Here is a 22647-nt window from a genome sequence, read left to right as displayed (position 1 = left end):
ATTCACATACTCTCCTTTCTTAAAGGATTTTTTGTCAATGATAAAGAAATCAGTAGAAATAAAATAATACCGCTCAACCCACTTAACACATTGCTGCCTAACAAAAGAAAAAATATTGCACCTAGAGCTGCAATCGAAATGGGAGTATATTTCTTTTCATGCCTGTTAGCTTTAACTAAAATAATAAACATGTAGATTAATACTGAGATCATCGCTAATCCAAATGGAAGACCAAACACATATAGTAAGTTTAGATATCCATTATCAAATACAGCGAGAGTATTCGTACTTTGAGTTAATTTGACGCCTACCCCAGAACTTCCAATCCCATTTCCAATAGGATTTTTCAATAACTCTGGCACGATATATTTCGCAAAGTTCAACCGATCATTAAAGGAATGATCTTCTTCTAAAGATTCAAATGTGTTAAATCTAGCAGATACATTATCGGCCCCAGGCAAAATTGGTAAAATAGATACATAAGCTATACCCATTATAACCATCAGCATCAGCAATCCTATTTTTTTCCTAAACTGAGAACAAAGAAAATATACAAAAAACATAACTAAGCAACTAATCCAGCCTACCCTAACTAAAGTAAGCAGAAGCGCGAACGCAACTATCATTACTCCTAGGATCCCAAACACTCTCCATTTTCTTTGCACGAGCATAACAGGTAAAGCAAAGCCTAAGAACATACCAGCAGGTCCGGGAGAATTTAGCAATGAATATAGACGGAATTTTTGTGCTTCAGGTAATCCTATTGAATTCATATCAGTATTAATCATCCAAAAATGATCCCACGGGGGTAATGTTATATATTGAAATATTCCATATATACTCACAATGACTGCGAGACACGCATAGCTTCGCATCCAAAAATCTTTAATACTGTCTTCAATATAACTGACATTCGCATAGATCAATATTAAAAAAGGAATGAACAAGTTTAGAAGTTCGTATATTGATGACATTCCGTATTTCATAAAACCAACCAAAAATCCATAAAGAAGGGCTACCATTACAACTTTTAAGAGTGTTTTAACTTTAGGATTAATATGTTTAATGTTATTCAATGTTGGTATTAACAGTAATAATGAAACACTTTGCGGAGAAAGCATTATTAAAGAAAATTCACTATAACTTTGGAACGACCAATCAACAACCCGTCTTACTTCCGGAGACATAGTCCATATAAATAGAATGTATGGAATTATATAGTTGGAATACCGCGATAAAACGTACACACCTAACAATACAGTTACAAGCAGATAAAAAAACTCGAAAAGCTTAATATGCAAACTAGATACTGAGCTAGCGTAGCCTACTATCATTGCAACCGAAGAAATACATAAGATTTGTGTGATCGTATACATACTTAAGCGTGAATTCCAGATTTTTACCCTAAAGACCTTTTCCATGTATTCCAACCACCCCATCTGCCTTTAGCTACTATACATAATTTGACTAGGGCCACATACCTCTGCTCTGGAAGCATTCTCAGACACTGCAGCAGCCCTGGAGATGATTTACTCCCAACCGCCGCAACCCATAGCAGATACAGCACACGGCGTGACAGGCTCGCATGCTTCAGCATGGCATACGTCTCATTGTGGGCCATATTGAAAAATGCGGTCTCATTGAAGCTGTTTCGCTGATCCTCATCAAATCGCTCTGCCGGGAAATGGTCTACACAGACCTGCGGATCGTAAATCAGCTTCCAGCCCTTCGCTTTCACCGCTCTGCTGAATTCCAGCTCGTTATGAACCTGCGCACCGGTCCCCTTCAGGCGCTCGTCAAACCACAGTCCGGCTATCGCCTGGCGTCGAAAGCTCATATTGGCGCCTTTAAGAACATCGACTTTCCGTGGATTTCCCATGCCAATATGATGATTTCCGATGATACGGCCGTAGGGCTTGATGATCCCAACCTGGGATTTCATTGGCTCGATGGCTGTTCCCCGTATGTGGACAATATCTCGGCCCCCAACGCCTCCTACCCGGGCATCTGATTGATAATGATGCTCCAGCTGCTCCAGCCAATCGGGGTGAGGAACGGTATCATCGTCCGTAAACGCCAAAATGGAGCCTGTACTGTTCTGAATGCCGCAGTTCAAGGCCGCAATCATTCCACCACGGACGACAACGGCCATGACCAGGTTCTCGTCCTCTATTTTCTCAATAAAACGCCGGGTTTCTACATCGGTATCTCGTACCACAACCACAATCTCATCGGCTTGCCGGCGCTGCTGGCGAAGGCCTTCCAGACAATGGATAAGCACCTCCACCCGCTGATACGTGGGAATTATAACGCTTATTGTCATCTTCATCCTTTGAACAACTCCATCAATAAGCTGAATTCGGAAACACCATGACCTTGACCGTACGCAGGATCACCTTCAGGTCCAGCCAGAGTCCGCGTTTCTCGATGTAATTCAGGTCGAGGGCCAGCATTTCCTCGAAGCTCAAGCCGTTTCGTCCGCTAACCTGCCACAGTCCAGTACATCCCGGTGTGACAGTCAGGCGCTGCTTGTCGTAGCTGCTATACTGCTCTACTTCTCGCGGCAGTGCCGGCCGAGGGCCGACGAGGGACATGTCTCCACGAACGACATTCCACAGCTGCGGCAGCTCGTCAATGCTCGTCTTGCGAATCCATTTGCCGATTGCTGTAATCCGGGGATCCTCTTTCATCTTGAACATGGCCCCGTTGATTTCATTCTGTGCAAGCAGCTGCTCCAGCTGCTCCTCCGCGTTGGAAACCATGGAACGAAATTTATACATACGAAACAGCTTTTCGTTCTTCCCCACCCGGGTTTGGCAAAAAAAAACGGATCCCTTAGGATCCTCCAGCTTGATCGCCAGGGCAATGACCAGTAAAAAAGGGGACAGCAGCAGCAGTCCCCCTAACGCCAGCAGCACATCGGTGCTGCGCTTCCATGCCAGATACAGGCGGCTTTGACGACCGCCGAGCTCTCTTCCCGTCCGTTGCTGCAGTGTATAACCGCCATAGCTCGTACTGCCATCCAGCACGATGTCTGCATCGTTATGCTGCGAATTCGGATACATGATTCAGGTCACCTCGTTAATTCAGTATTTTTCCGGAGTGCTCCCGTTCCAAAATACTCTCCATGCCCTCCAGCAACGGCTTGCGAAGCTCCTCATTCTGCAGCGCAAAATCCAGTGTCGTCATAATAAATCCCAGCTTCTCCCCGACATCATGGCGCGTGCCTTCGAAATCATAAGCGTATACGCCTTGGGCCTCGTTCAGCTTCTGAATCGCATCCGTCAGCTGGATTTCGCCGCCCGCGCCCTCTTCCTGGTGCTCCAGATAATCAAAGATTTCTGGTGTCAGAATATATCTGCCCATAATGGCCAGCTGGGACGGCGCTTGTCCTGCCGGAGGCTTCTCCACGAAATACTCCACCTCATACAGCCGGTTCATCTTCTTCGCCGGTGCAATAATGCCGTAGCGGTGTGTCTGATCACTCGGTACCGTCTGCACCCCGATCATGGATCGCTGCGTAGTTTCAAATTGCAGAGCCAGCTGGCGGATACAAGGCACTTGGGATTTAACAATATCGTCACCCAGGAGAACCGCAAACGGCTCGTTTCCAATAAAATTACGTGCACACCATACGGCATGCCCTAGACCCTTGGCTTCCTTCTGTCTTATGTAATGAATATCTACGTTCGAGGAACGGCGAACCTCGTCCAGCAGGTCAAACTTGCCCTTGCTGAACAGATTGTGCTCCAGCTCAAACGCGTGATCGAAATGGTCCTCAATGGACCTCTTTCCCTTGCCGGTGACAATAATAATGTCTTCAATACCCGAAGCCACGGCCTCCTCAACAATGTACTGAATGGTTGGCTTATCGACGATCGGGAGCATTTCCTTCGGCATCGCTTTGGTTGCGGGCAGAAACCGGGTGCCGAGCCCTGCTGCGGGAATAATCGCTTTTGTAACCTTTTTCATCGTACCTTCACTCTCCTGTCCATATTTTAGTGGAATGAATACATCAGGACTCTTATTGTTTTTACAGAGGACTTAGCTACACACTCTTCCCCCTGAAAAAAACATAGCTAAGCCTTCTGAACAGGGCATTCAACCCATCCTCACATCACACCCTTGACAATCATGTCTAAGGTCCGAAACCGAACCCACAGCGTGACCGAGTGCCTACAGTGATAAAGGTGCAGTAGACATTACCTATTCGCTGTACATCCATGCTGGCTAGACGACCCGATTCAGCACAACGCCCAGCATTCTGGCATGAACATGCTCCAGCTGCTCCCGGGCTTTCTTCAAATGCTCTTTTCTCACCTTGCCCGGCGCGGCGACCATGATCACCCCGTCACACAACGAGCTGACAATAACCGCATCCGAAGCCGCCAGTACGGCAGGTGTATCTACGAGAAGCACGTCATATTGCTGCTTCTGCTGCTGCAGAAGCTGGTGCATGGCCGCAGAATCAATAAGCTCTGACGGATTGCCCGGCACTGGGCCGGAAGGCAGCAGATCCAGATGCTCGAAGTCGGTAGGCTGCACTGCATCCTGAATGCTGCAGTGGCCGGTCAATAGGGAGCTTAGTCCCTGATGGTTTAGCTGAGGAAAAATACGGTGCAGCGACGGCTTGCGCAAATCAGCATCGATCAGGAGTACCTTCTTGCCTTCCTGGGCATACGCGATCGCCAGATTGCTGATGGTTGTCGTCTTGCCCTCTCCCCCCTGAGATGAGGTGACCATGACGGTCCGGGCCTCCTGGTCTTTGAAGGAGAACTGGATCTTGGTCCGCAGCAGCCGATAGCTCTCCGCGATGGAGGATTTGGGGTTCATGGATACAATCAGACCGTGCTCACTGCTGAATCGTGGCATACTGTCCTTCACCTGCCTTTGGTTGTTGTGGAGCTTTCTTCGACTTGAACGCCGGCTTGAGATCACTCTTGGTCATACGGCCGACAGAGGCCAGGACCGGAGCTTCCATAATTTCAAGCACCTCTGACTCTGATTTCAGGGTGTCATCCAGATAATCCAGCAGGAAGATAAACCCGATCGCCAGTACAAAGGACACCATGAAGCTGATTAAAAGGTTCATTACCGGGTTGAAATTAATAGCCCCAGGATTGGCTGCAGGATCGGCTTCACTCAGAATGGTGATGTTATCGATATTCATAATGCTTGGAATTTGGGCTTTAAAGACGGTAGAGACCGCATTCACGACAGCAGCGGCTTTTTCATAGGAAGTATCTTGATAGACGAGGTTCATCACCTGGGAATTGTTCGCTGAGGAAACCGAGATGCGGGCGGCCAGCTGTGACGCGCTCTCCCCCAGCTCGGGGTATTGCTCGACGACTTTATTCATTATGGCCGACGACTTGATAATTTCTTTATAGGAGTTGATCAGAAAAATACTCGTTTGAATGGTGCTGGCATTCAATCCATCGCCCGACGACTGATTCACGATCAGCTTCGCATTTGCTGCATACACCGGTGTTGTAAAATAGAAGCTCTTCACACTTGCTGCCGTTAAAGCGACCACCACCATCATGACAATCAGCCACCACTTTTTCTGGATGACCCGGAAATACTGTTTCAGTTCCATTGGCTCGCAACCCTCCGCTAATGATTAATGCTGACGCTTGTAACTAGAGTCCTACTCCGAGGATCCACCCGAAGTCATGTGTAAGTCTTGCGATACACTATGTAGATTACACACCATAATTTAAGATACAATTTGTATCATGTCAAGCTAATTTTCGTGTTTTTCTGGAATCTGGAAGTCTGTTTGGATGTAAAGGTTTTCATTTTTAGGCAATCAGCAAGCCATGGATGTAATTAGAAAAAGCCCCGCAGAGCCTGAATCTGCAGGGCTTCATCTTCTTTTCTGGTACCTTAGGTCCGGATGAGCTGCACACTGCCATTGCGTATGGCTATGCGGTAACGCTCTCCTGTCGCTTCGTCCGTCAGAATTACACCATTGCCCGGTCCTCTGATTTCAAGGGAATCCGTCATATAGCTGTGGGGATACGGCGAGTAGGACCCGATCTGGTCCCAGTTCACCATGACTCCTGCAATATACGTGTCCCCGGTTTCCGGAATACCCGCGATACTAAAATTGTATAACCGTCCGGTTCGGCTGGACATCTCCCGGCCCCGGAGGTGCTTCCACCCCGGCTCCCGCCAAGTGATTGTATCGTTGAAAATGTATTCCCAGTTCTGCGCCGTCACCCGTCCCAGGGAGCGGTACAGGGAGCTGCTGCCGGTGCTCGTTTCGAGGATGAAATACTGCATCGCCAGGTTCCGTCCGGCATCCCCTTCGTACGGAAGCGACGGTGCCTGAAAGTCAATCACAACTCCCGGAGACCGCGAACCATCCGGGGTCACCTTCAATATGACGGGATTGCGGCCAAGGACCTGCTTCAATTCATTGCTAATAGGAACCGGAACCTGCTGCGGACTGACGAGACTGATCGTACCGCCATTCGTGACGGTCCAGTTCGACAGCACCTCCGGGTTGCGCAGCAGATTGGGCGCGGAGACAGGCATCCCTGTGCGGTGCTCCCGCTCCTGCATCCGTTCGTGCAGGTCCGAAGTCCGGTACAGCGGGGTCCATTTCCGCCGGATGACAGTCTGGGGCAGATTCAACCCCGTCAGATCACTTTCCCGTTCACCGGTCAGGACATCAATATATGCGGTGCCTTTTCCACCTGGAGCCGTGGATAATCGCAGCGCCCCCAGATCATTATGAATGGTGACTGGATAGGTCAAGGTACCGAACCAGGCCGCATACTGCTGCTTCTCCTCCAGCCGCATCAAGGAATCCGGCAGTGCGTACTGCCAGCGGGTGGGATCGTCCGAGTACGAAGGAACGGACCAGGAGAACCCGAAGCCGAACATTCTGAGGCTGGAGGTATTCGATTTACTGAGCAGCTTGATAGCAGCCTCCCCGCACTGCTCGAATTGCACAGTGGTGTAAATGCCGTTTAAGCCATTCACAGAAGCGGCCTGGCGATAATCGTCCATCCCGCTGTCAATACATTGGTAGATCGCATAAGGCGCAAAGCCCAGATGAACCCTGTGCATATCGGCAGGAAAGCCTCCCCGGTGTCCGGCATGAAGGATGGTCCCCAGCAAAATGCCGCAGAATGCTCCGGAAATGCCGCCCCCTTGAAAGAAATAGTCCCCAGAATTGATTCTGCAATACACGCCGATGAGCCCGCCCCAGGAGCAATCATAAGAGGTTACATGGCCCTTCGTGCTGTTCAGCAGCAGTCCCGTCTTCACTCTAGCCGTCTGAATATTGCGGAAGATTGGGGTAGCACCGCCTGCGACCTCGATCGCTGCACTGCCTGCTGCAAACATCTCATAAGAGCTCTGCTCGAACAGGCTCTTGTCCACCCAGGTCGAAAGATTTCTGGAATTGTAGCCCACCATCCCGAAGATGGAGAAGTTCTCAAATACCGCCTTGACCCCCGCATCCTGAATCCGCAGGCACGGGAGCAGGTCCGAGGACGTGTCCAGCGGGTCCCACAAAATCCGGCTGCCCTGCTGCCCGCTGTCTACATAGGGCGCTTCACCTACAATGCCGCGGCTCTGATTCTCAATAGTCTGCCGAATCCGGTAATCCCCGGACGGAATATATAACCGGTGCCGCTTGCCGCACGCTGCCATGGCCGCCTGAAAAGCAGCCGTATCGTCAGCCTTCCCGTCGCCGACAGCCCCATACCATTTGACATTAATGCCCAGAGCCCTCATGTCCTCATCCATCGGTTTGGCCATCTTATCTCCTCCTTGCTATATCATAGTGAAGGCCGTGCAAAAAGGTTTGTAGTACATGCCTAGAGCCGTATCTATATTCTATGAAATTGCACCTTGATGGTTGAATCCGGCTTCTTTGCTCGTATATGATACAGAGTGACTGGAGATACATATTGTATCAAATGACAAAAGGAGAAGGTGTTTGTGCGTATTTTGTTCACAGGGCTCTGGGCCATCCTGCTCTTCATATTTACATGCTCCTTCAGCTTTCAGGACCTCATCCAGCATCAGAGCCTTGACTTCAGCTTTAATGCTTCCCCCGATTGGTCGGAGCTCACCGATCAGGATGTTCAATGGTATCGGCGCGACTGGGTGCTGCGCAAAGCCGGACATCTCCTAGGCTTCTTTCTGCTGGCACTTCTGGCCTCCGGTGGAGGCAGAAGCACGTACGCATTCGGCTTGTGCGTGCTGTACGCAGCAGCTACCGAAATTTTGCAGCTGTATTTTTTTCGCGGTGGGCGTATTTACGATATGGCTATTGATACTTTGGGGGTTCTTATGGCCTACCTGTGGTGCCGATTTCTCGTCAGGGTCAAATTAACCACTACTAATTTCACTAGACATAAAAAAAACACTTGATACATTTTGTAACTTCATGTATATTATGACCGATACTAAATGTATCGAATAAAACGTCAGGATGATCATGAAGGAGAAATGGATCATGAGTGCCATCGCCTGTATTTATCGCCTGGACGGAGAACCTGTACAGGCTGGGCATGACGAACTAGTCATAGATGCCCTGAAGCTGTACCCGGCAGATCAATGCTCCGTGTGGCAGCATGAACATGTCATGCTAGGATGTCTGCTCCAGCAAATGACGACCCAGTCTCTGGAGGAACAGCTTCCCTACCACGATTCCCGCCGTGGCCTGGCCATAACGGCAGACTGCATTCTGGACAATCGGGAGGAGCTCATGGACCAGCTGCTCATTCCACAAGAGCTGAGATCCCCCATGCCAGACAGCCAGCTCCTGCTGTGGGCCTATGAGAAGTGGGAGGGACGCATGCCGGAGCGGCTTGTGGGAGACTTCGCCTTCATCATCTGGGATCCGCGTCAGCATGTTCTGTTCGGTGCCCGGGATTTCTCCGGAGCGAGAACGCTGTATTATCATCGTGACCGGCAGCAGCTGTCCCTGTGCACCATGATTAAACCCCTGCTGTCCCTGCCCCATATACATAAAAGTCTGAACCATACCTGGCTGGCCGAATTTCTCGCCATCCGCGGCGTGTTCGAGCCGCCTGATATGCTCTCCACTGTTTATGAGGGGGTTGCCCAGCTGCCTCCCTCACATACCCTCACCGTCAGAGGAAATGACATCACGATTCAGAAATATGACAGCCTTAGAAATATCAGCCCGCTGCAGCTATCCTCCTCTCAGGAGTACGACGAAGCTTTCCGGGGAGTCTTTCAGAAAGCGGTGACCTCCCGCTTCCAACGGAGCCACCGCAAGGTGGGCGGCTATCTCAGCGGAGGTCTGGACTCCGGTTCCGTCGCCAGCTTTGCCGCCAAGGCACTCCAGCAGCAGCAGCGGCCGCTGCATACGTTCAGCTACGTCCCGGCCGAAGATTTTGAAGACTGGACACCCAAGCGCAGACTCGCCAATGAGCGGCCGCTGATTGAACAGACGGTTCAGTTTGCCGGTAATATGGAGCCCAGCTACTTGAGCTTTCAAGGAGCCAGCCCGTTCACCGAGATCGATGAATGGCTGGACACCCTGGAGTCCCCTTACAAATTCTTTGACAACACCTTCTGGTTCCGCGGCATTCATGAAGCCGCAAGCCAACAGGGCATTGGTGTCCTTCTCAGCGGTGCCCGTGGTAACTACAGTATCTCCTGGGGTCCCGCATTTGGTTATTACGCCACTCTCTTGAAGCAGCTTCAATGGGGCAAGCTTCGGCGGGAGGTTCAGCAGTACAGCTTGAATACCGGCACCAGGCGCAAAATTATGTATTCTGTCTTGTGCCGCAAAGCGTTTCCGATCGTCAATCGGCTCAAGCCGGTGGGAACAGCTTACGAGTTTCCGCAAATGATCAATGACGCTTATGCTAAAGAAACCGGCATCTACCATCGACTGCAGGATCAGGCCTTTATTGGCATCGGCTCTGAAGCCGAGCTGCCGGCAGATCCGCTGGAGGCGCGAAAGGTTCATTTTGAACGCATTCACATGTGGGGTACGACCGGAACGAGCAGCTCCAAGCTTTCACTTCGCTACTCTCTTTGTGGCCATGACCCGACGAATGATCTTCGTGTCATCCGGTTCTGCCTGGCAGCACCCATCGAGCAGTTTGTGCAGCAGGGCATGGATCGGGCGTTGATTCGCCGCTCCACCAAGGGCTTGCTTCCGGATTCGATCCGCCTGAATCAGCGCACGCGAGGTATACAAGCGGCCGACTCCCTGCACCGAATGAAGCCGCATTGGCAGGAATTCTTGAACGCTCTGGAGCAGATGCGGCAGGATTCGCGGATGCAGCATGTGATGAACATGCCGGCCGTAGATACCGCGCTTGCCGAAGCACGGCAAGGTATTGCGTCAGATCAAGCTTACCAGCCGGCATTCAAGCTTCTCATGCGAAGTCTCATTTTGCATCGATTTCTGCAGCACCACATGTAAAGCACTGTGCTTGAAAGGAGGTGAATGCAATGAAAAAAGAATGGAATGCTCCTACATTGGAAGTGCTTGACATGAACATGACCATGGCAGGCCCTGGCGATGCTCGTCCAGACCTTGTACAACCGGACCCGGACGAACAGGTACACTTCAGCTAATGCTGTCCACATGTACAAAAACAGCCCCTGTACCGCTTCCTCCGGGTATACGGGCTGTTTCTCTTCTTACTTGATAGAAGGAGTGAGTGAATTGTCTCAAGAATTACATTCCATCCCGATGTACAAAGCATTTGGCTTGCACATACAGAGTGAAATTCCGCTGCCGGAGCTGCCGAATCTCCCCCCTGCTTCAATCCAGGCACCACATTCTGCTGAGCCGATCGATCTTTACATTGGCTATGCTGACCTTGCCAGCCAGTGGGCTTCTTACTCCCCAACGGGTGCTTATATCAACACGCCGGACACCTATATGCTGCGCATCGAAGGCCTGGCTCTGTTCGCGTGTAAGAACGGGAACCGGATGGAGGCTTCTCCTGAGCCGGGAGCGGACCCGGATCAGCTGCGCCTGTACCTGCTGGGCACCTGTATGGGAGCGATCCTGCTCCAGCGTAAAATCCTCCCCCTTCATGGCAGCGCTATTGAAATCGACGGCAGAGCGTACGCCATTGTCGGCCATTCCGGACATGGAAAATCGACGCTCGCCTCAGCGCTGCTGCAGCAAGGTTATCGCCTGCTCACCGATGATGTGATCCCCGTCAGCAGGGATGCTAACGGCACCTTTCAGGTTACCCCCGCCTATCCGCAGCAGAAGCTATGGCAGGAAAGCCTGGATGTCTTCGGAATGAGCACCTCGGAATATCGTCCGCTGTTTGAGCGTGAGACTAAATTTGCTGTGCCGGTGACGTCCTCCTTCGTTCAGGATACCCTGCCGCTGGCCGGAATATTTGAGTTAGTCAAGGCAGACTGCAAAGACCTGATGCTTCAGGAAACAAGCCGGCTGGAACGGCTGTCCTTGCTGTCAAGGCACACCTACCGCAGCTCCCTCCTTGAAGGATGCGGCCTGACCGCTTGGCATTTTGATATCACTGCGCGTCTGGCCTCCCAGGTAGATCTGTACCGCATCTGGCGTCCTATGGACCAGCAAACGATACACTCCCTGCGCGAACTGGTGCTGGACAGAGCCCGCAGCGTCTCCGCAGCGTTCTCCCAATGATCCTGGTCCCCTCTTCTCTCCACAGCCAAAGAGAACATCCAGGAGATATCCCGGATGTTCTCTTTGGCTGTGCTGCTATTGCGGCGGCTGCATATGCTCCACCAGGATGGACCGGATTCGCTGGCGTTCCTTGGCTTCCACGATATAGTACCAGATTCCGCCGATGGTCGCGCCGGAGCCCTGAATTTCAATTTGCTTTGTGCCGTGTAGGTTCTTGCGGTATTTCGTCATCAGAATCTTCATTTCCTCAAAGGTGATGTCGGTCCTCACACTGCTCCCGATCCCCTCCAGCAGCTCATTCAGGCTGAATACCGTAGACATCTGCAAGGACTTCTGAAGCACGCCGTCAACAATCTGCCGCTGCCGCGTGTTCCGTCCGAGATCGCCCCGAGGATCCTCAAATCTCATCCGTGAATACGCCAATGCCTGATCACCCGTAAGCTCAATACTGCCCTGTGTAAAATGGTAACCCCCATAATCAAACGCCATCGTATTCTGAACGCGGACTCCTCCCAGCGTGTCAATGATCCGGGCGAAGCCCTCCATATTAACCTTCACATAAAAATGGACCGGTACCTGCAGGAACGATTCTACCGTGCGGACAGACATATCCACGCCGCCAAAAGCGTAAGCATGATTAATTTTGTCCACCGTTCCGTGGCCGGCAATCGCGGTTCTTGTATCGCGGGGGATGTTAAACATCAGGATGGATTCCCTGGCCGGGTTCACGGACAGCAGAATCATCGCATCCGAGCGTCCACGGTCATGCTCACGCTCATCCACTCCCATAACGAGTACGGTGAACGGCTCCTTCTGATCCAGATTAGCCTGGATCGCCGGAACACTTTCTCCAGCCCTAATCGAAATCGCTTCCTTGTCAATGACAGCAGCCATATCCGATTGCGTGGCCTTCGGCTTGTTCTCCTTAGAAACCGGCTCCGTCTGAAGCACCATTGGGGGCAAAGGTGTACGTTCTTCAAACATCTCATCCGCTGTTTTTTTCACCGAATGATACATACTGTACGCATAAATCCCGGTCCCAAGCAGCAAAGCTCCCAGAACCAGGGTGGTGATTTTCATGATTTTCCTCAAATGGGTTTGACTCCTTCCTTCCCTTCCATGACCCGATTCATATGTTTCTAGTCACAATTTGACAAAAGCAAATGTACTTTTCTGCGTAAATAGAACACGTATTTAAGTTAAAAGAACTAATGACCTACCTGCGCAAGTATAGTAAAATATATGTATTCTTTTATTTGCGGGGATACAGTGAAGCTCCAGACCTCCGCTCCCGCCGGGAATGCCCAAATAACGGGCTTTGATAATGATGAATACGCCGATCCACAGAGTACCGTGACATCATTCGATTTAGCATGCCGGTAATCCGGAGCTTTTGCGTTTCATCCGTCTGCAGCTTGACGATATAGAGCATTCGGCTCTCCCACGGCTTACTCCCTGCAATCTCCCCTTGCAGCAGAAGACGGTCTCTGGAGTCCATAAGCTCATAGATCAGCTGGACGCGATCTGATTCAGGAATTCCCCACTCACACAGAAACAGCAGCTGCTGTGGGCTGATTTCCAGCACAGTGACCTCGTGGAAACGCCCGGATATAGGAAGTGTGCCGATGGCGGCAAGCTGTATTCGAACAGATGGGCCATATTGAATGCCCGAGAACATGGAACTATCCATAATACCCCTTCTTCTTTCGAGATTTCTGGTATAGGACATTCAGATCATGGATACAATGATACCAAATGTTTCAAGAAGATACGTTTCGTATCTAATTTCTATTTCCATATTACGATACATAATGTATCTAGTCAATACGCTTCCTTAGGATTTACGTGCAGTATATCCATTTATTTCATTGGAAATTTTATTGTTAATATAAAGGTGTGATTGTTAGTTACCGGAGGAGGACCATACATGAATTACGGAGAAAGGATTGCAGCATTGCGGGAGCAGCGGGGCTGGACTCAGGAGGAGCTCGCAACTTCGATCGGTATCACCCGTGCTGCGTTATCCCACTATGAGAAGAACCGGCGCAAGCCGGATTTCGAAACCTTGACCGGACTGGCAGACCGCTTCAATGTGTCCATTGATTATCTCATTGGACGGACCGGCAACGAGAAGATGGTCATGGAGCCGGATGTCAGACAATTTGTGGATGAGCTGGAGCTGTCGGATGAGGACCTGTTGAATCGATTCCACTTAACTGTAGATGGCCGCAAGCTGAGTGAAGACGAAGCCCGGCGTTTCATTGCTTTCGTTCGGATGGAACGCTCGATGAAATAACAAATCCCCGGATCTGTTCACAGATCCGGGGATTCTTTCCAAGCTGCGGCGGCTCGTAAACCACCCTCTTCGCTGCTATTCGTCTTCTTGAAGCGCAAGATGCTGCTTCCATTTGTCGGGATGGATTCCCATTTGGCTCATAATGGCATGAATGTCCAAGCTTTTTGGCTCCTGATTCGGCTGCGGATTATTGATCCGCGTTCCGGTCTCTCTCTCCTTATTCATCCGCTACTTACCTCTTCCTTCCTTATCTATTCTCTCCATCCCCCGGTATGATTACATCGCGTGCCAGCCCTAACCTACTTACCAATATTATAATGGACCAAGCCTTGAGATGCTGTCGTCTCATGGAGGCTTGCCTATAAATTTTAGCTTCTAATTTTGTCGAATACTCAGCACATTTTACTATCCAATACTGAATTGTTAGATTTAGGCTGGCTTTTGAGTAGCGTGGTTTGTCATTATGCAAGCAGCAGGGCTTTATACCCAAATTTCTGTAAACCCTTTCATTTGAGACTTCGATATGTCCATGACACGTTATTATAAAAAGAACGGGACGCTCCGTAAGGAGACGTCCCGTTCTCATGTCTGTTCGTCTATACTGCTTGTGATTTAGGCACCGCCAGTGCGCGCCAGCTCTCGCATATTCGCTTCGAAAGCGGCCAGCAGGGCAGCATCCCCGGTCAAGCCTTGATCCTGGACCTTCTGAATCTGCTCCAGCATCCGCTTGTAATCCTTCGGTATCACCTTCACGAACTTAGACCGTGATTGCTCCCAGTCTCCCAGAAGCTCCTGCGCTACACTGCTGTCCGTGTACATGGAATGCCGCTGAAGCATCGAGAACAGAATTTCAGACTCCTCTGCATCCTCTACGCGCTCCAGAAGCACCATTTCGCGATTGCAGCGATCCATAAAGTTTCCTTCCGGATCGTACACATAGGCTGTACCTCCAGACATCCCGGCTGCAAAGTTCCGGCCCGTCTCGCCCAGTACGGCTACACGTCCGCCGGTCATATATTCACAGCCGTGATCGCCTACGCCTTCAACGACAATGCTAGCTCCGGAATTCCGAACCGCAAAGCGTTCACCGGCAATCCCGCGGATATATGCTTCACCGCTCGTTGCTCCGTAAAATGCCGTGTTGCCGGCAATGATGTTCTCTTCCGGTACAAAGGTCGCCTGCGGGGAAGGCTTCACAATAATCTTTCCTCCCGACAAGCCTTTGCCGATGTAGTCATTGCTGTCGCCCTCTACTGTCAGCGTCATGCCCTTCGGTACAAAGGCGCCAAAGCTTTGGCCTGCAGAGCCTACGAAGGTAAACTGAATCGTATCATCCGGCAATCCGGCAGCGCCATACTTGCGAGTGACCTCGCTGCCGACAATTGTACCTGCAGCACGATCTACGTTCGTAATGTGGTACCTGCCTTCTACAGCTGTGCCAGCTTGAATTGCAGGCTCCGCTTGACCCAGCAGAACGCGCATATCCAGCGTTTCTTCCAGACCGTGGTTCTGGTGCTGAGTACGGTAGCGCGTGCTCTCTTCGTTCAGCTCCGGCGTATAGAGAAGCGCGGAAATGTTGACGCCTTTCTTCTTCCAGTGGCTGTCTACATTGACGGAATCCAGGCAATCCGTGCGTCCGATCATTTCATCAACGGTGCGGAAGCCCAGCTCAGCCATCTGCTCCCGCATATCCTCTGCCACAAACTTCATAAAGTTCACAACATGCGCCGGATCTCCGGTGAAGTTCTTGCGCAGCTCAGGATTCTGGGTAGCGACGCCGACCGGACAAGTATCCATTTGACATACACGCATCATGATACAGCCGATCGCAACCAGTGGAGCTGTGGAGAAGCCATATTGCTCCGCGCCCAGCAGCGCCGCAATGATCAAATCACGGCCATTCAGCATCTTGCCGTCCGTCTCCAAAACGACGCGGTCCCGAAGGTTGTTCATCATCAGCGTCTGATGCGTTTCGGCAAGGCCCAGCTCCCAAGGCATACCGGCATGACGGATAGAGCCCTGTGGTGAAGCGCCGGTACCCCCGTCGTAGCCGCTGACCAGAATAATATCTGCACGTCCTTTGGCAACGCCTGCGGCAATCGTGCCCACACCGACCTCGGAAACGAGCTTGACGTTAATGTCTGCACGAGGATTACTGTTCTTCAGATCGTAGATCAGCTCAGCCAGATCCTCAATGGAATAAATATCATGGTGAGGCGGAGGCGAGATCAGGCCGACGCCCGGCGTGGAGCCGCGAACCTCTGCGACCCAAGGATACACCTTACGTCCCGGCAGCTGGCCTCCCTCACCCGGCTTGGCACCCTGCGCCATCTTGATTTGAATTTCATCCGCATTCACCAGGTAGTTCGAGGTTACACCGAAGCGTCCTGAGGCTACCTGCTTGATGGCGCTGCGGCGGGAATCGCCGTTCTCATCCAGTGTATAACGTGCCGGATCCTCGCCGCCTTCACCGGTATTGCTTCGGCCACCGATCCGGTTCATCCCGATTGCAAGGCTCTCGTGCGCCTCTTTACTGATAGAACCGAAGGACATCGCGCCCGTCTTGAAGCGCTTCATGATGTTCTCCAGCGGCTCGACCTCATCCAGAGGCACTGGCTTGCCTCCCGGCTTGATCTGAAGCAGAGCGCGGAGCGTCATATGGCTCTCGTTCTCACCTTGTACCAGCTCTGCGTACTGCTTATATACCTTGTAATCACCGGTGCGTACAGCTTGCTGCAGCAGGTGAATCGTTCTTGGATTGAACAGATGCTCTTCTCCGCCGTTTCTCCACTGATACTCACCTACAGAATCGAGCGCCTTATCGTTGCCATCTTTGTCTGTAAAGGCACGCTCATGGTGTGCCAGAGCCTCGGCAGCCACTTCCTCAAGGCCGATGCCTCCGATCCGGGAAGGTGTCCAGGTAAAGTACTGATCCACGAACTCGGACTTTAATCCGACCGCTTCAAAGATTTGAGCACCGCGATAAGACTGAATCGTGGAAATCCCCATCTTGGAGAGCACCTTCACGACGCCCTTGCTGGCAGCCTTGATGAAGTTCTTGACGGCCTTCTCGTGAGAAATACCGCGAAGCATCTTCTCTTGAATCATATCATCCAGAGTCTCGAACGCCAGGTAAGGGTTGACGGCACTTACGCCATAGCCCAGCAAGAGCGCAAAATGATGCACCTCGCGAGGCTCGCCCGATTCCAGCAGAATGCTGACCCGGGTACGCGTGCCTTGGCGAATCAGATGGTGATGCAGCGTCGATACGGCGAGCAGCGAAGGAATTGCTGCGTTCTCGCGATCAACACCGCGGTCAGACAGAATCAGAATGTTGTGGCCCTTCTTGATTACGCGGTCAGCCGCTTCACACAGGCCATCCAGCGCCTTGCGCAACCCTTCCGCGCCGTCTGCAGCGGTAAAGAAAATCGGAATGGTCATCGACTTGAAGCCTGGACGATGCACGTGACGGATTTTTGCAAAATCCTCGTTCGAGAGAATTGGAGAATCCAGACGGATATGACGGCAGCTCTCCGGCTCCGGCTGCAGCAGGTTCCGCTCCGGCCCGATGGTCGTAGCCGTAGAAGTGACCAGCTCCTCCCGAATCGCATCAATCGGCGGGTTGGTTACTTGGGCAAACATCTGTTTAAAATAATTAAACAGGCGCTGCGGGCGATCGGACAATACAGCCAGCGGAGCGTCATAGCCCATAGAAGCAATCGCCTCGGCGCCGGTCAGCGCCATGGGCTCCAGCACCTTGCGCAGCTCTTCATACGTGAAGCCGAAGGATTGCTGCAGCTGACGTACATTCTCATGCTTCGGATTTGGAAGCTCCGGTGCTTCAGGAAGATCTGAAAGCTCAACGAGATGCTCCTTCAGCCAATCGCCGTAAGGGAGCTCGGATGCAATCTTTGCCTTTACTTCTTCATCAGAAATAATGCGGCCTTCCTGGGTATCAACGACCAGCATACGGCCTGGGCGCAGACGATCCTTGCGCAGCACGTTCTCGGCCGGGATGTCCAGAACTCCTGCCTCGGAGGACAGTACAATCAGGTCATCCTTCGTCACATAGTAACGGGATGGACGAAGACCATTACGGTCCAGTGTCGCGGCAATCTGAACGCCGTCTGTAAATGCCATCGCGGCCGGGCCGTCCCACGGCTCCATCAGCGTGCTGTGATATTCATAGAACGATTTCTTCGTCGTGTCCATGCTCTCATGATTGTTCCAAGGCTCCGGCACCATCATCATCGCTACGTGCGGCAGGGAACGTCCGCTCAGATACAGAAACTCGAAGGTGTTATCGAACATGCCTGTATCCGAGCCGTCCGGGTTAATGACAGGCTTGATCTTCTCCAGGTCGCTGCCGAACACTTCACTCTCAAACAGGGATTGACGGGCATGCATCCAGTTCACGTTGCCGCGAAGCGTATTAATCTCACCATTGTGGATCATAAAGCGGTATGGATGCGCGCGCTCCCAGCTTGGGAACGTATTGGTACTGAAACGGGAGTGCACGAGTGCAATCGCCGAGGTCAGGGAAGGATTCTGCAGATCCAGATAGAATTGGCCGACCTGAACTGTCGTCAGCATGCCTTTATATACAATCTTGCGGCAGGAAAGGCTGGATACATAGAAGGTATCGCCTTCCGGCACATTGCTGTAGCGGATCGCCAGCTCAGCGCGTCTGCGGATTACATACAGCTTGCGTTCGAAATCAAGGTCGTTCTGAATATCTTCACTGCGTCCGATAAACACCTGGCGGACGTAAGGCTTCGCTGCCTTCGCCGTCTTGCCAAGCATCTCGTCATCCGTCGGGACATCGCGGAAGCCGAGCAGAGTCTGTCCTTCTTCAGCAATGATGCCGGCAAGCTTCTGCTCATGCACTTCACGAACGGCTGCATCATGGGAAAGGAACAGCATCCCGGCGCCGTACTGGCCTGCCTCTGGAAGCTCAAATCCCAGGCGCGCTGCTTCTTCAGCGAAGAAGCTGTGCGGAATCTGCATCATAATGCCCGCTCCGTCACCGGAATTCGGCTCACTGCCTTGTCCGCCGCGATGCTCCATATTGCCCAGCATTGTCAGCGCCTGGCTGACGATGCTATGTGAAGGGCTGCCTTTGATATGTGCGACAAAACCCATGCCGCAGGCGTCTTTCTCAAACTGCGGATCATATAACCCTTGTTTCTTCGGGAATTCGGTATGTTTCATAGTAAGCAACCTTTCCTGTTACAAAATAAAATAAAGCCGAAAAATGGGTCCTCCAAGACAAACCGGCCATTTCTCCTGCTTGGTGATCAATATTTGCATGACAATGACATTTTGTGCAAAATAATAAGAAGGAGCCTTCATCCATTAACATCAGAAGTTAGATTAGTGTTATTATTTTAGCATTCCCTTAATATCAGCGCAATTCAAACTTTTTATAATTTCGATAACTTTTGCTTTTGTGACCGTTCTCAAGCCAACTTACTTGATTGATTATGTATAATAATGCAAAAAAAACACCAAAAAAGACATTCCGCATTTTTCAGCGAAATGTCTTTTTTTGTCACTGCACGGCGGTTATTGCCGGAACGGGTTTGACTTTCTTCTTGTATTGATCTGTCAGAAAATACACGGCCGTCAGCACCAGGCATCCCACGCCAAAGGCGGACAATACCCCGATATTGCTCCAGATCACGCTCATTTCGCCAGTAGAAATCACAGCCTTGAACCCTGCTACACTGTAGGTCATCGGGAGCAGCGGATTAAACATTTTCATCCAATCCGGAATCAGTTCCAGCGGGAACGTGCCCGCGCTTGTCGTAAGCTGTAGAATCAGGATGACAATGGCGACAAAGCGTCCCGGCAGATCCAGCCAGGTCACTAGCATCTGAATCAGCAGCATATACGACAGACTCGTAACGATCGCGAATCCATAGAACATCGGTACGTTCTGGACCTCCAGATCAAAGCCGTAAATCAGAAGCAGTACGGCGAGCAGCGCCTGGATGATTCCCATGGCTGCAAAGGACAGCGTCCGACTCACCAGTCGGCTGAAGCCGCCAGCTCCAGGCACCGCCGACTCATATACCGGCATAACGATGGAGGTAATCAGGGCACCGACAAACAGTCCCAAAGACAGGAAATAAGGCGCAAACCCGGTGCCGTAGTTAGGCACTTCGTTTACCTTTTGCTCTTCTACCTGTACAGGCTCGGCAAACATGGTATAGTTGTTGTCTGTTGCCTGGACTGAGCCTGCCTTTTCTGCGGCTTCGTTAAGCTTGGATGCCAGCGTACCGGAGCCTGATTTCAGGGAATCCATGCCAATGACCAGCTCACCTGCTCCGACATCCAGCTCCTTCGAGCCGTCCGCAAGCGTGCCGACTCCGCTGCCCAGCTTGTCCGCGCCTTTGCTTAGCGCCAGCGTGCCCTGCTTCAGGCTGGCCGCGCCATCAGCGAGCGCACGGCCACCACGGGCCGCATCACCCAACTTACTGCCAAACTGCTTCATGCCCGCAGACAGCTGTTCTTGCCCCGCCGTCAGCGATTTCGCACCCGCAAGGAGCTGTTCACTGCCGCCGGACAGCTCCTCGCTGCCCTGTAGCAGCTCTTCTGCGCCGGTGTTCAATCTGCCTGCTCCCTCGCTCAGCTCGGCAGTCCCTATCTTCAGCTTCGCGGCGCCAGCCCGCAGCTGCTCCTGGCTCTCACTCATTCTTGCTGTGCCGGCCGCTACCTCCTGGCTTGCTGCCACCAGCTTCTGCAGCTCTGGCAGCGCAGCCAGCTGCTCACTACTTTCGGACAGCTGCTGTAAGCCCTCTGCCAGCGCTTCGGTCCCTTCCTGCAGAGCCTCGGCACCTTCCTTTGATTGCGCAAGGCCGGCTTCCAGGCTTTCAGCTCCGCTAGCGGCGCTTTGCGCCCCTGCCTGCAGCGCTGCAGCCCCATTGCGGCTGGCTTCCAGCCCTGCAGTCAATTCCCGGCTGCCGCTGGCTGTTCTTTCAATGCCGGCAGCCAGCTGAGTGCTGCCGGCGGCAGCGTCCTCTGCACCTGCCTGCAGCTCCTTCTGAGCCGCAAGCAGTTGGGACAAGCCTAACGCCAGCTCCTTCGCTCCCCCGTCCAAGGTGCTTGTGCCGGCCGCTACCTCCTGAACACCCTGCGCCAGCGGAGCCACTCCGGAGCGAAGCTCCTCTGTACCGCTCACCAGCTTGCTGAGATTGTCCTTCAGCTTGAGGGCCCCTTCATCCAGCTTCACCGCACCGTCTGACAGCTCAGAGGCACCCTGACCTGCATCGCTCAGTCCGCCTGCCAGGGTCTGAACTTGCTCAAATAATGTCTGGGTATAGGCTTCCGTCACTTTTGCAGACACACTTGACTGTATCTGCTTGACTGCACTTCCTCCGATCTGACCAGCAAGGAAGTTATAGCCTTCATTCGGCTCAAAGATCAGCTTCGCCGGCTGCGGTTGCTCATCCAGCACCGTTGTCGCCTGCTTTGAGAAATGCTCAGGAATGACAATCGTCATGTAATATTCGTTATTCAGCATTCCGGCCTCAGCTTCTTCGCGGCTAACAAACTGCCAATTGAAGTCACCGCCCTTTTTCAGCTCGGCCACAAGGTCCTCCCCGACAGCCAAATCCTTGCCCTCAAACTCCGCGCCCAGATCGTCATTGACGACCGCCACGGGTAGCTGCTCCATTTTTCCATAGGGATCCCAGAAGGCTCCTAAGAACATCCCGCTGTACATAATCGGAATAAACAGGACGGCAATGAGTGGAATCAGCAGCTTCCGATTACGCAGGGCCGCTCCCACATCCTTAAAAAACACATTCACTTTTCTCCATCTCCTCTTAATACAATATGACTGATTTGTTCATTTGGTCATTCTTGAGCGAAAAAATAAGACAATCCACATGGGCTGCCCCTCACCTTGTCCAAACGGGTCCCTCCGTTACATCCGGCCGGATCCCGCATCCTTTAGTCCCTGCTCCATAAACAGCATCATATATTGCTTCACGGCATCCTTCGCCAGCGGCTCTCTCAAGCCGTTGAAATCTCCTGCCAAAGACGTGTACAGCTTCAGCATCACAAAGGCAATAACCTGCGCATCGCAAGGCTTGATCTCCTGCTGCTCAATCGCGTTCTCCACCACTCCCTGAATATACGATACAATCCCATTCTCTACCTTGGACAAGCCATAGCCTGCCTTGGCGGTACCCAAATCCCGTTTCTCCTGCCCCAGCTTTACAAATAGTGAATGCTCATCCCGGAAATCCAGGAGCGCATCCAGCGCATCATACAGATTATCGAAGAAATGACGGTCCTTGCGGATCGTTCGCTCCGCGATCCTCTTCATCTCCAGCATGACCGAAAGCAGAATCTCTTCAAACAGCTCTTCTTTATTCGCAAAAAAAGTATAGATCGTCCCTTTGCCTACATTCGCAATCCGGGCTACCTGATCCATAGTTGTCGCTTTGTATCCAAAGCGTGCAAACGATTCGGCGGCGGCATCCAGAATCAGTTGACGGCGGTCTACGGCTGCCATATATCCATCTCCCTCCTTCGTGTATTATAATAGAAGAAACTTGTCCGGAATCGATAAATTGACTATAATTCAATTCTGGTCATTCAGTCATTCCAGTGTAGCAAATTCATCGCTGAAGCGCAATAGCTGCCAGAGGCTTGGATTTTACAAAAATAAACGGAAAACATCCGCAGTTGCAGCGTATATACT

At 51.7% G+C, this 22647-nt stretch carries 18 protein-coding genes; 5 read left to right on the top strand and 13 right to left on the bottom strand.

Annotation, left to right across the window (positions count from 1 at the left end; genetic code table 11):
• Window positions 1-2: 2 nt before the first annotated feature.
• From ACH6EH_RS12540 to ACH6EH_RS12510, 7 genes are all read right to left on the bottom strand, one after another.
• Window positions 3-1187: an O-antigen ligase family protein gene (locus ACH6EH_RS12540; protein ID WP_397332542.1), complete on the bottom strand. Its 1185-nt coding sequence runs from the start codon at window positions 1185-1187 to the stop codon at window positions 3-5.
• Window positions 1188-1399: 212 nt separating this feature from the next.
• The gene (locus tag ACH6EH_RS12535) at window positions 1400-2329 is read right to left on the bottom strand and encodes a glycosyltransferase family 2 protein (RefSeq protein ID WP_397332541.1); all 930 of its coding nucleotides are present in this window, start codon (window positions 2327-2329) and stop codon (window positions 1400-1402) included.
• Between the two features lie 16 nt (window positions 2330-2345).
• Complete coding sequence (locus ACH6EH_RS12530) at window positions 2346-3065, bottom strand: sugar transferase (protein WP_397332540.1); 720 nt, start codon at window positions 3063-3065, stop codon at window positions 2346-2348.
• 16 nt (window positions 3066-3081) lie between these two features.
• Entirely contained in the window at window positions 3082-3972 is an 891-nt protein-coding gene (gene galU / locus ACH6EH_RS12525; RefSeq protein WP_397332539.1) for a UTP--glucose-1-phosphate uridylyltransferase GalU, read from the bottom strand.
• A gap of 258 nt (window positions 3973-4230) precedes the next feature.
• Window positions 4231-4872: a CpsD/CapB family tyrosine-protein kinase gene (locus ACH6EH_RS12520; protein WP_397332537.1), complete on the bottom strand. Its 642-nt coding sequence runs from the start codon at window positions 4870-4872 to the stop codon at window positions 4231-4233.
• Window positions 4853-5599: a YveK family protein gene (locus ACH6EH_RS12515; RefSeq protein ID WP_397332536.1), complete on the bottom strand. Its 747-nt coding sequence runs from the start codon at window positions 5597-5599 to the stop codon at window positions 4853-4855. The genes ACH6EH_RS12520 and ACH6EH_RS12515 overlap by 20 nt, the downstream gene beginning before the upstream one ends.
• A 290-nt stretch (window positions 5600-5889) precedes the next feature.
• Window positions 5890-7776, bottom strand: a complete 1887-nt coding sequence (locus ACH6EH_RS12510; protein WP_397332535.1) for a glycosyl hydrolase family 28-related protein — start codon at window positions 7774-7776, stop codon at window positions 5890-5892.
• Between the two features lie 183 nt (window positions 7777-7959).
• Between ACH6EH_RS12510 and ACH6EH_RS12505 the strand changes: the two genes are divergently transcribed.
• The 4 genes from ACH6EH_RS12505 (at window position 7960) to ACH6EH_RS12490 (ending at window position 11638) form a co-directional block, all read left to right on the top strand.
• The gene (locus tag ACH6EH_RS12505) at window positions 7960-8394 is read left to right on the top strand and encodes a VanZ family protein (RefSeq protein WP_397332533.1); all 435 of its coding nucleotides are present in this window, start codon (window positions 7960-7962) and stop codon (window positions 8392-8394) included.
• Between the two features lie 85 nt (window positions 8395-8479).
• Complete coding sequence (locus ACH6EH_RS12500) at window positions 8480-10429, top strand: asparagine synthase-related protein (protein WP_397332532.1); 1950 nt, start codon at window positions 8480-8482, stop codon at window positions 10427-10429.
• A 29-nt stretch (window positions 10430-10458) separates the two neighbouring features.
• Complete coding sequence (locus tag ACH6EH_RS12495; RefSeq protein ID WP_138226862.1) at window positions 10459-10584, top strand: paeninodin family lasso peptide; 126 nt, start codon at window positions 10459-10461, stop codon at window positions 10582-10584.
• 118 nt (window positions 10585-10702) lie between these two features.
• On the top strand, window positions 10703-11638 hold the full coding sequence (locus ACH6EH_RS12490) for an aldolase (RefSeq protein ID WP_397332579.1): 936 nt from the start codon (window positions 10703-10705) through the stop codon (window positions 11636-11638).
• Window positions 11639-11713: 75 nt separating this feature from the next.
• Here the strand turns inward: ACH6EH_RS12490 and ACH6EH_RS12485 are convergent, their stop codons facing one another.
• Window positions 11714-12718 (bottom strand): LCP family glycopolymer transferase, encoded by a 1005-nt coding sequence (locus ACH6EH_RS12485; RefSeq protein WP_397332531.1) that lies wholly within the window; start codon window positions 12716-12718, stop codon window positions 11714-11716.
• Window positions 12719-12890: 172 nt separating this feature from the next.
• Window positions 12891-13328, bottom strand: coding sequence for a hypothetical protein (locus ACH6EH_RS12480; protein ID WP_397332529.1), 438 nt, complete (start codon window positions 13326-13328; stop codon window positions 12891-12893).
• A 237-nt stretch (window positions 13329-13565) separates the two neighbouring features.
• Here ACH6EH_RS12480 and ACH6EH_RS12475 point away from each other — a divergent pair, with 237 nt between their 5' ends.
• A complete protein-coding gene (locus ACH6EH_RS12475; protein WP_397332528.1) occupies window positions 13566-13934 on the top strand; it encodes a helix-turn-helix domain-containing protein in 369 nt (122 codons plus the stop codon).
• Between the two features lie 75 nt (window positions 13935-14009).
• Here the strand turns inward: ACH6EH_RS12475 and ACH6EH_RS12470 are convergent, their stop codons facing one another.
• The 4 genes from ACH6EH_RS12470 to ACH6EH_RS12455 all read right to left on the bottom strand — a co-directional run bounded on the left by ACH6EH_RS12470 (window position 14010) and on the right by ACH6EH_RS12455 (window position 22458).
• Window positions 14010-14159 carry a hypothetical protein gene (locus ACH6EH_RS12470; RefSeq protein ID WP_175415346.1) on the bottom strand — a complete coding sequence of 50 codons (150 nt, stop codon included), beginning with the start codon at window positions 14157-14159 and terminating at the stop codon, window positions 14010-14012.
• 387 nt (window positions 14160-14546) lie between these two features.
• Window positions 14547-19145 (bottom strand): glutamate synthase large subunit, encoded by a 4599-nt coding sequence (gltB, locus tag ACH6EH_RS12465; protein WP_397332527.1) that lies wholly within the window; start codon window positions 19143-19145, stop codon window positions 14547-14549.
• 340 nt (window positions 19146-19485) lie between these two features.
• Window positions 19486-21747 (bottom strand): YhgE/Pip family protein, encoded by a 2262-nt coding sequence (locus ACH6EH_RS12460; protein ID WP_397332526.1) that lies wholly within the window; start codon window positions 21745-21747, stop codon window positions 19486-19488.
• A gap of 117 nt (window positions 21748-21864) precedes the next feature.
• Window positions 21865-22458 (bottom strand): TetR/AcrR family transcriptional regulator, encoded by a 594-nt coding sequence (locus ACH6EH_RS12455; protein ID WP_397332525.1) that lies wholly within the window; start codon window positions 22456-22458, stop codon window positions 21865-21867.
• Window positions 22459-22647 lie beyond the last annotated feature (189 nt).

Origin of the sequence: Paenibacillus sp. JSM ZJ436, from assembly GCF_044383795.1 — a bacterium.
Classification (GTDB): Bacteria; Bacillota; Bacilli; order Paenibacillales; family Paenibacillaceae; genus Paenibacillus_AQ; species Paenibacillus_AQ algicola.
This window is presented reverse-complemented; position numbering and strand designations above follow the sequence as displayed.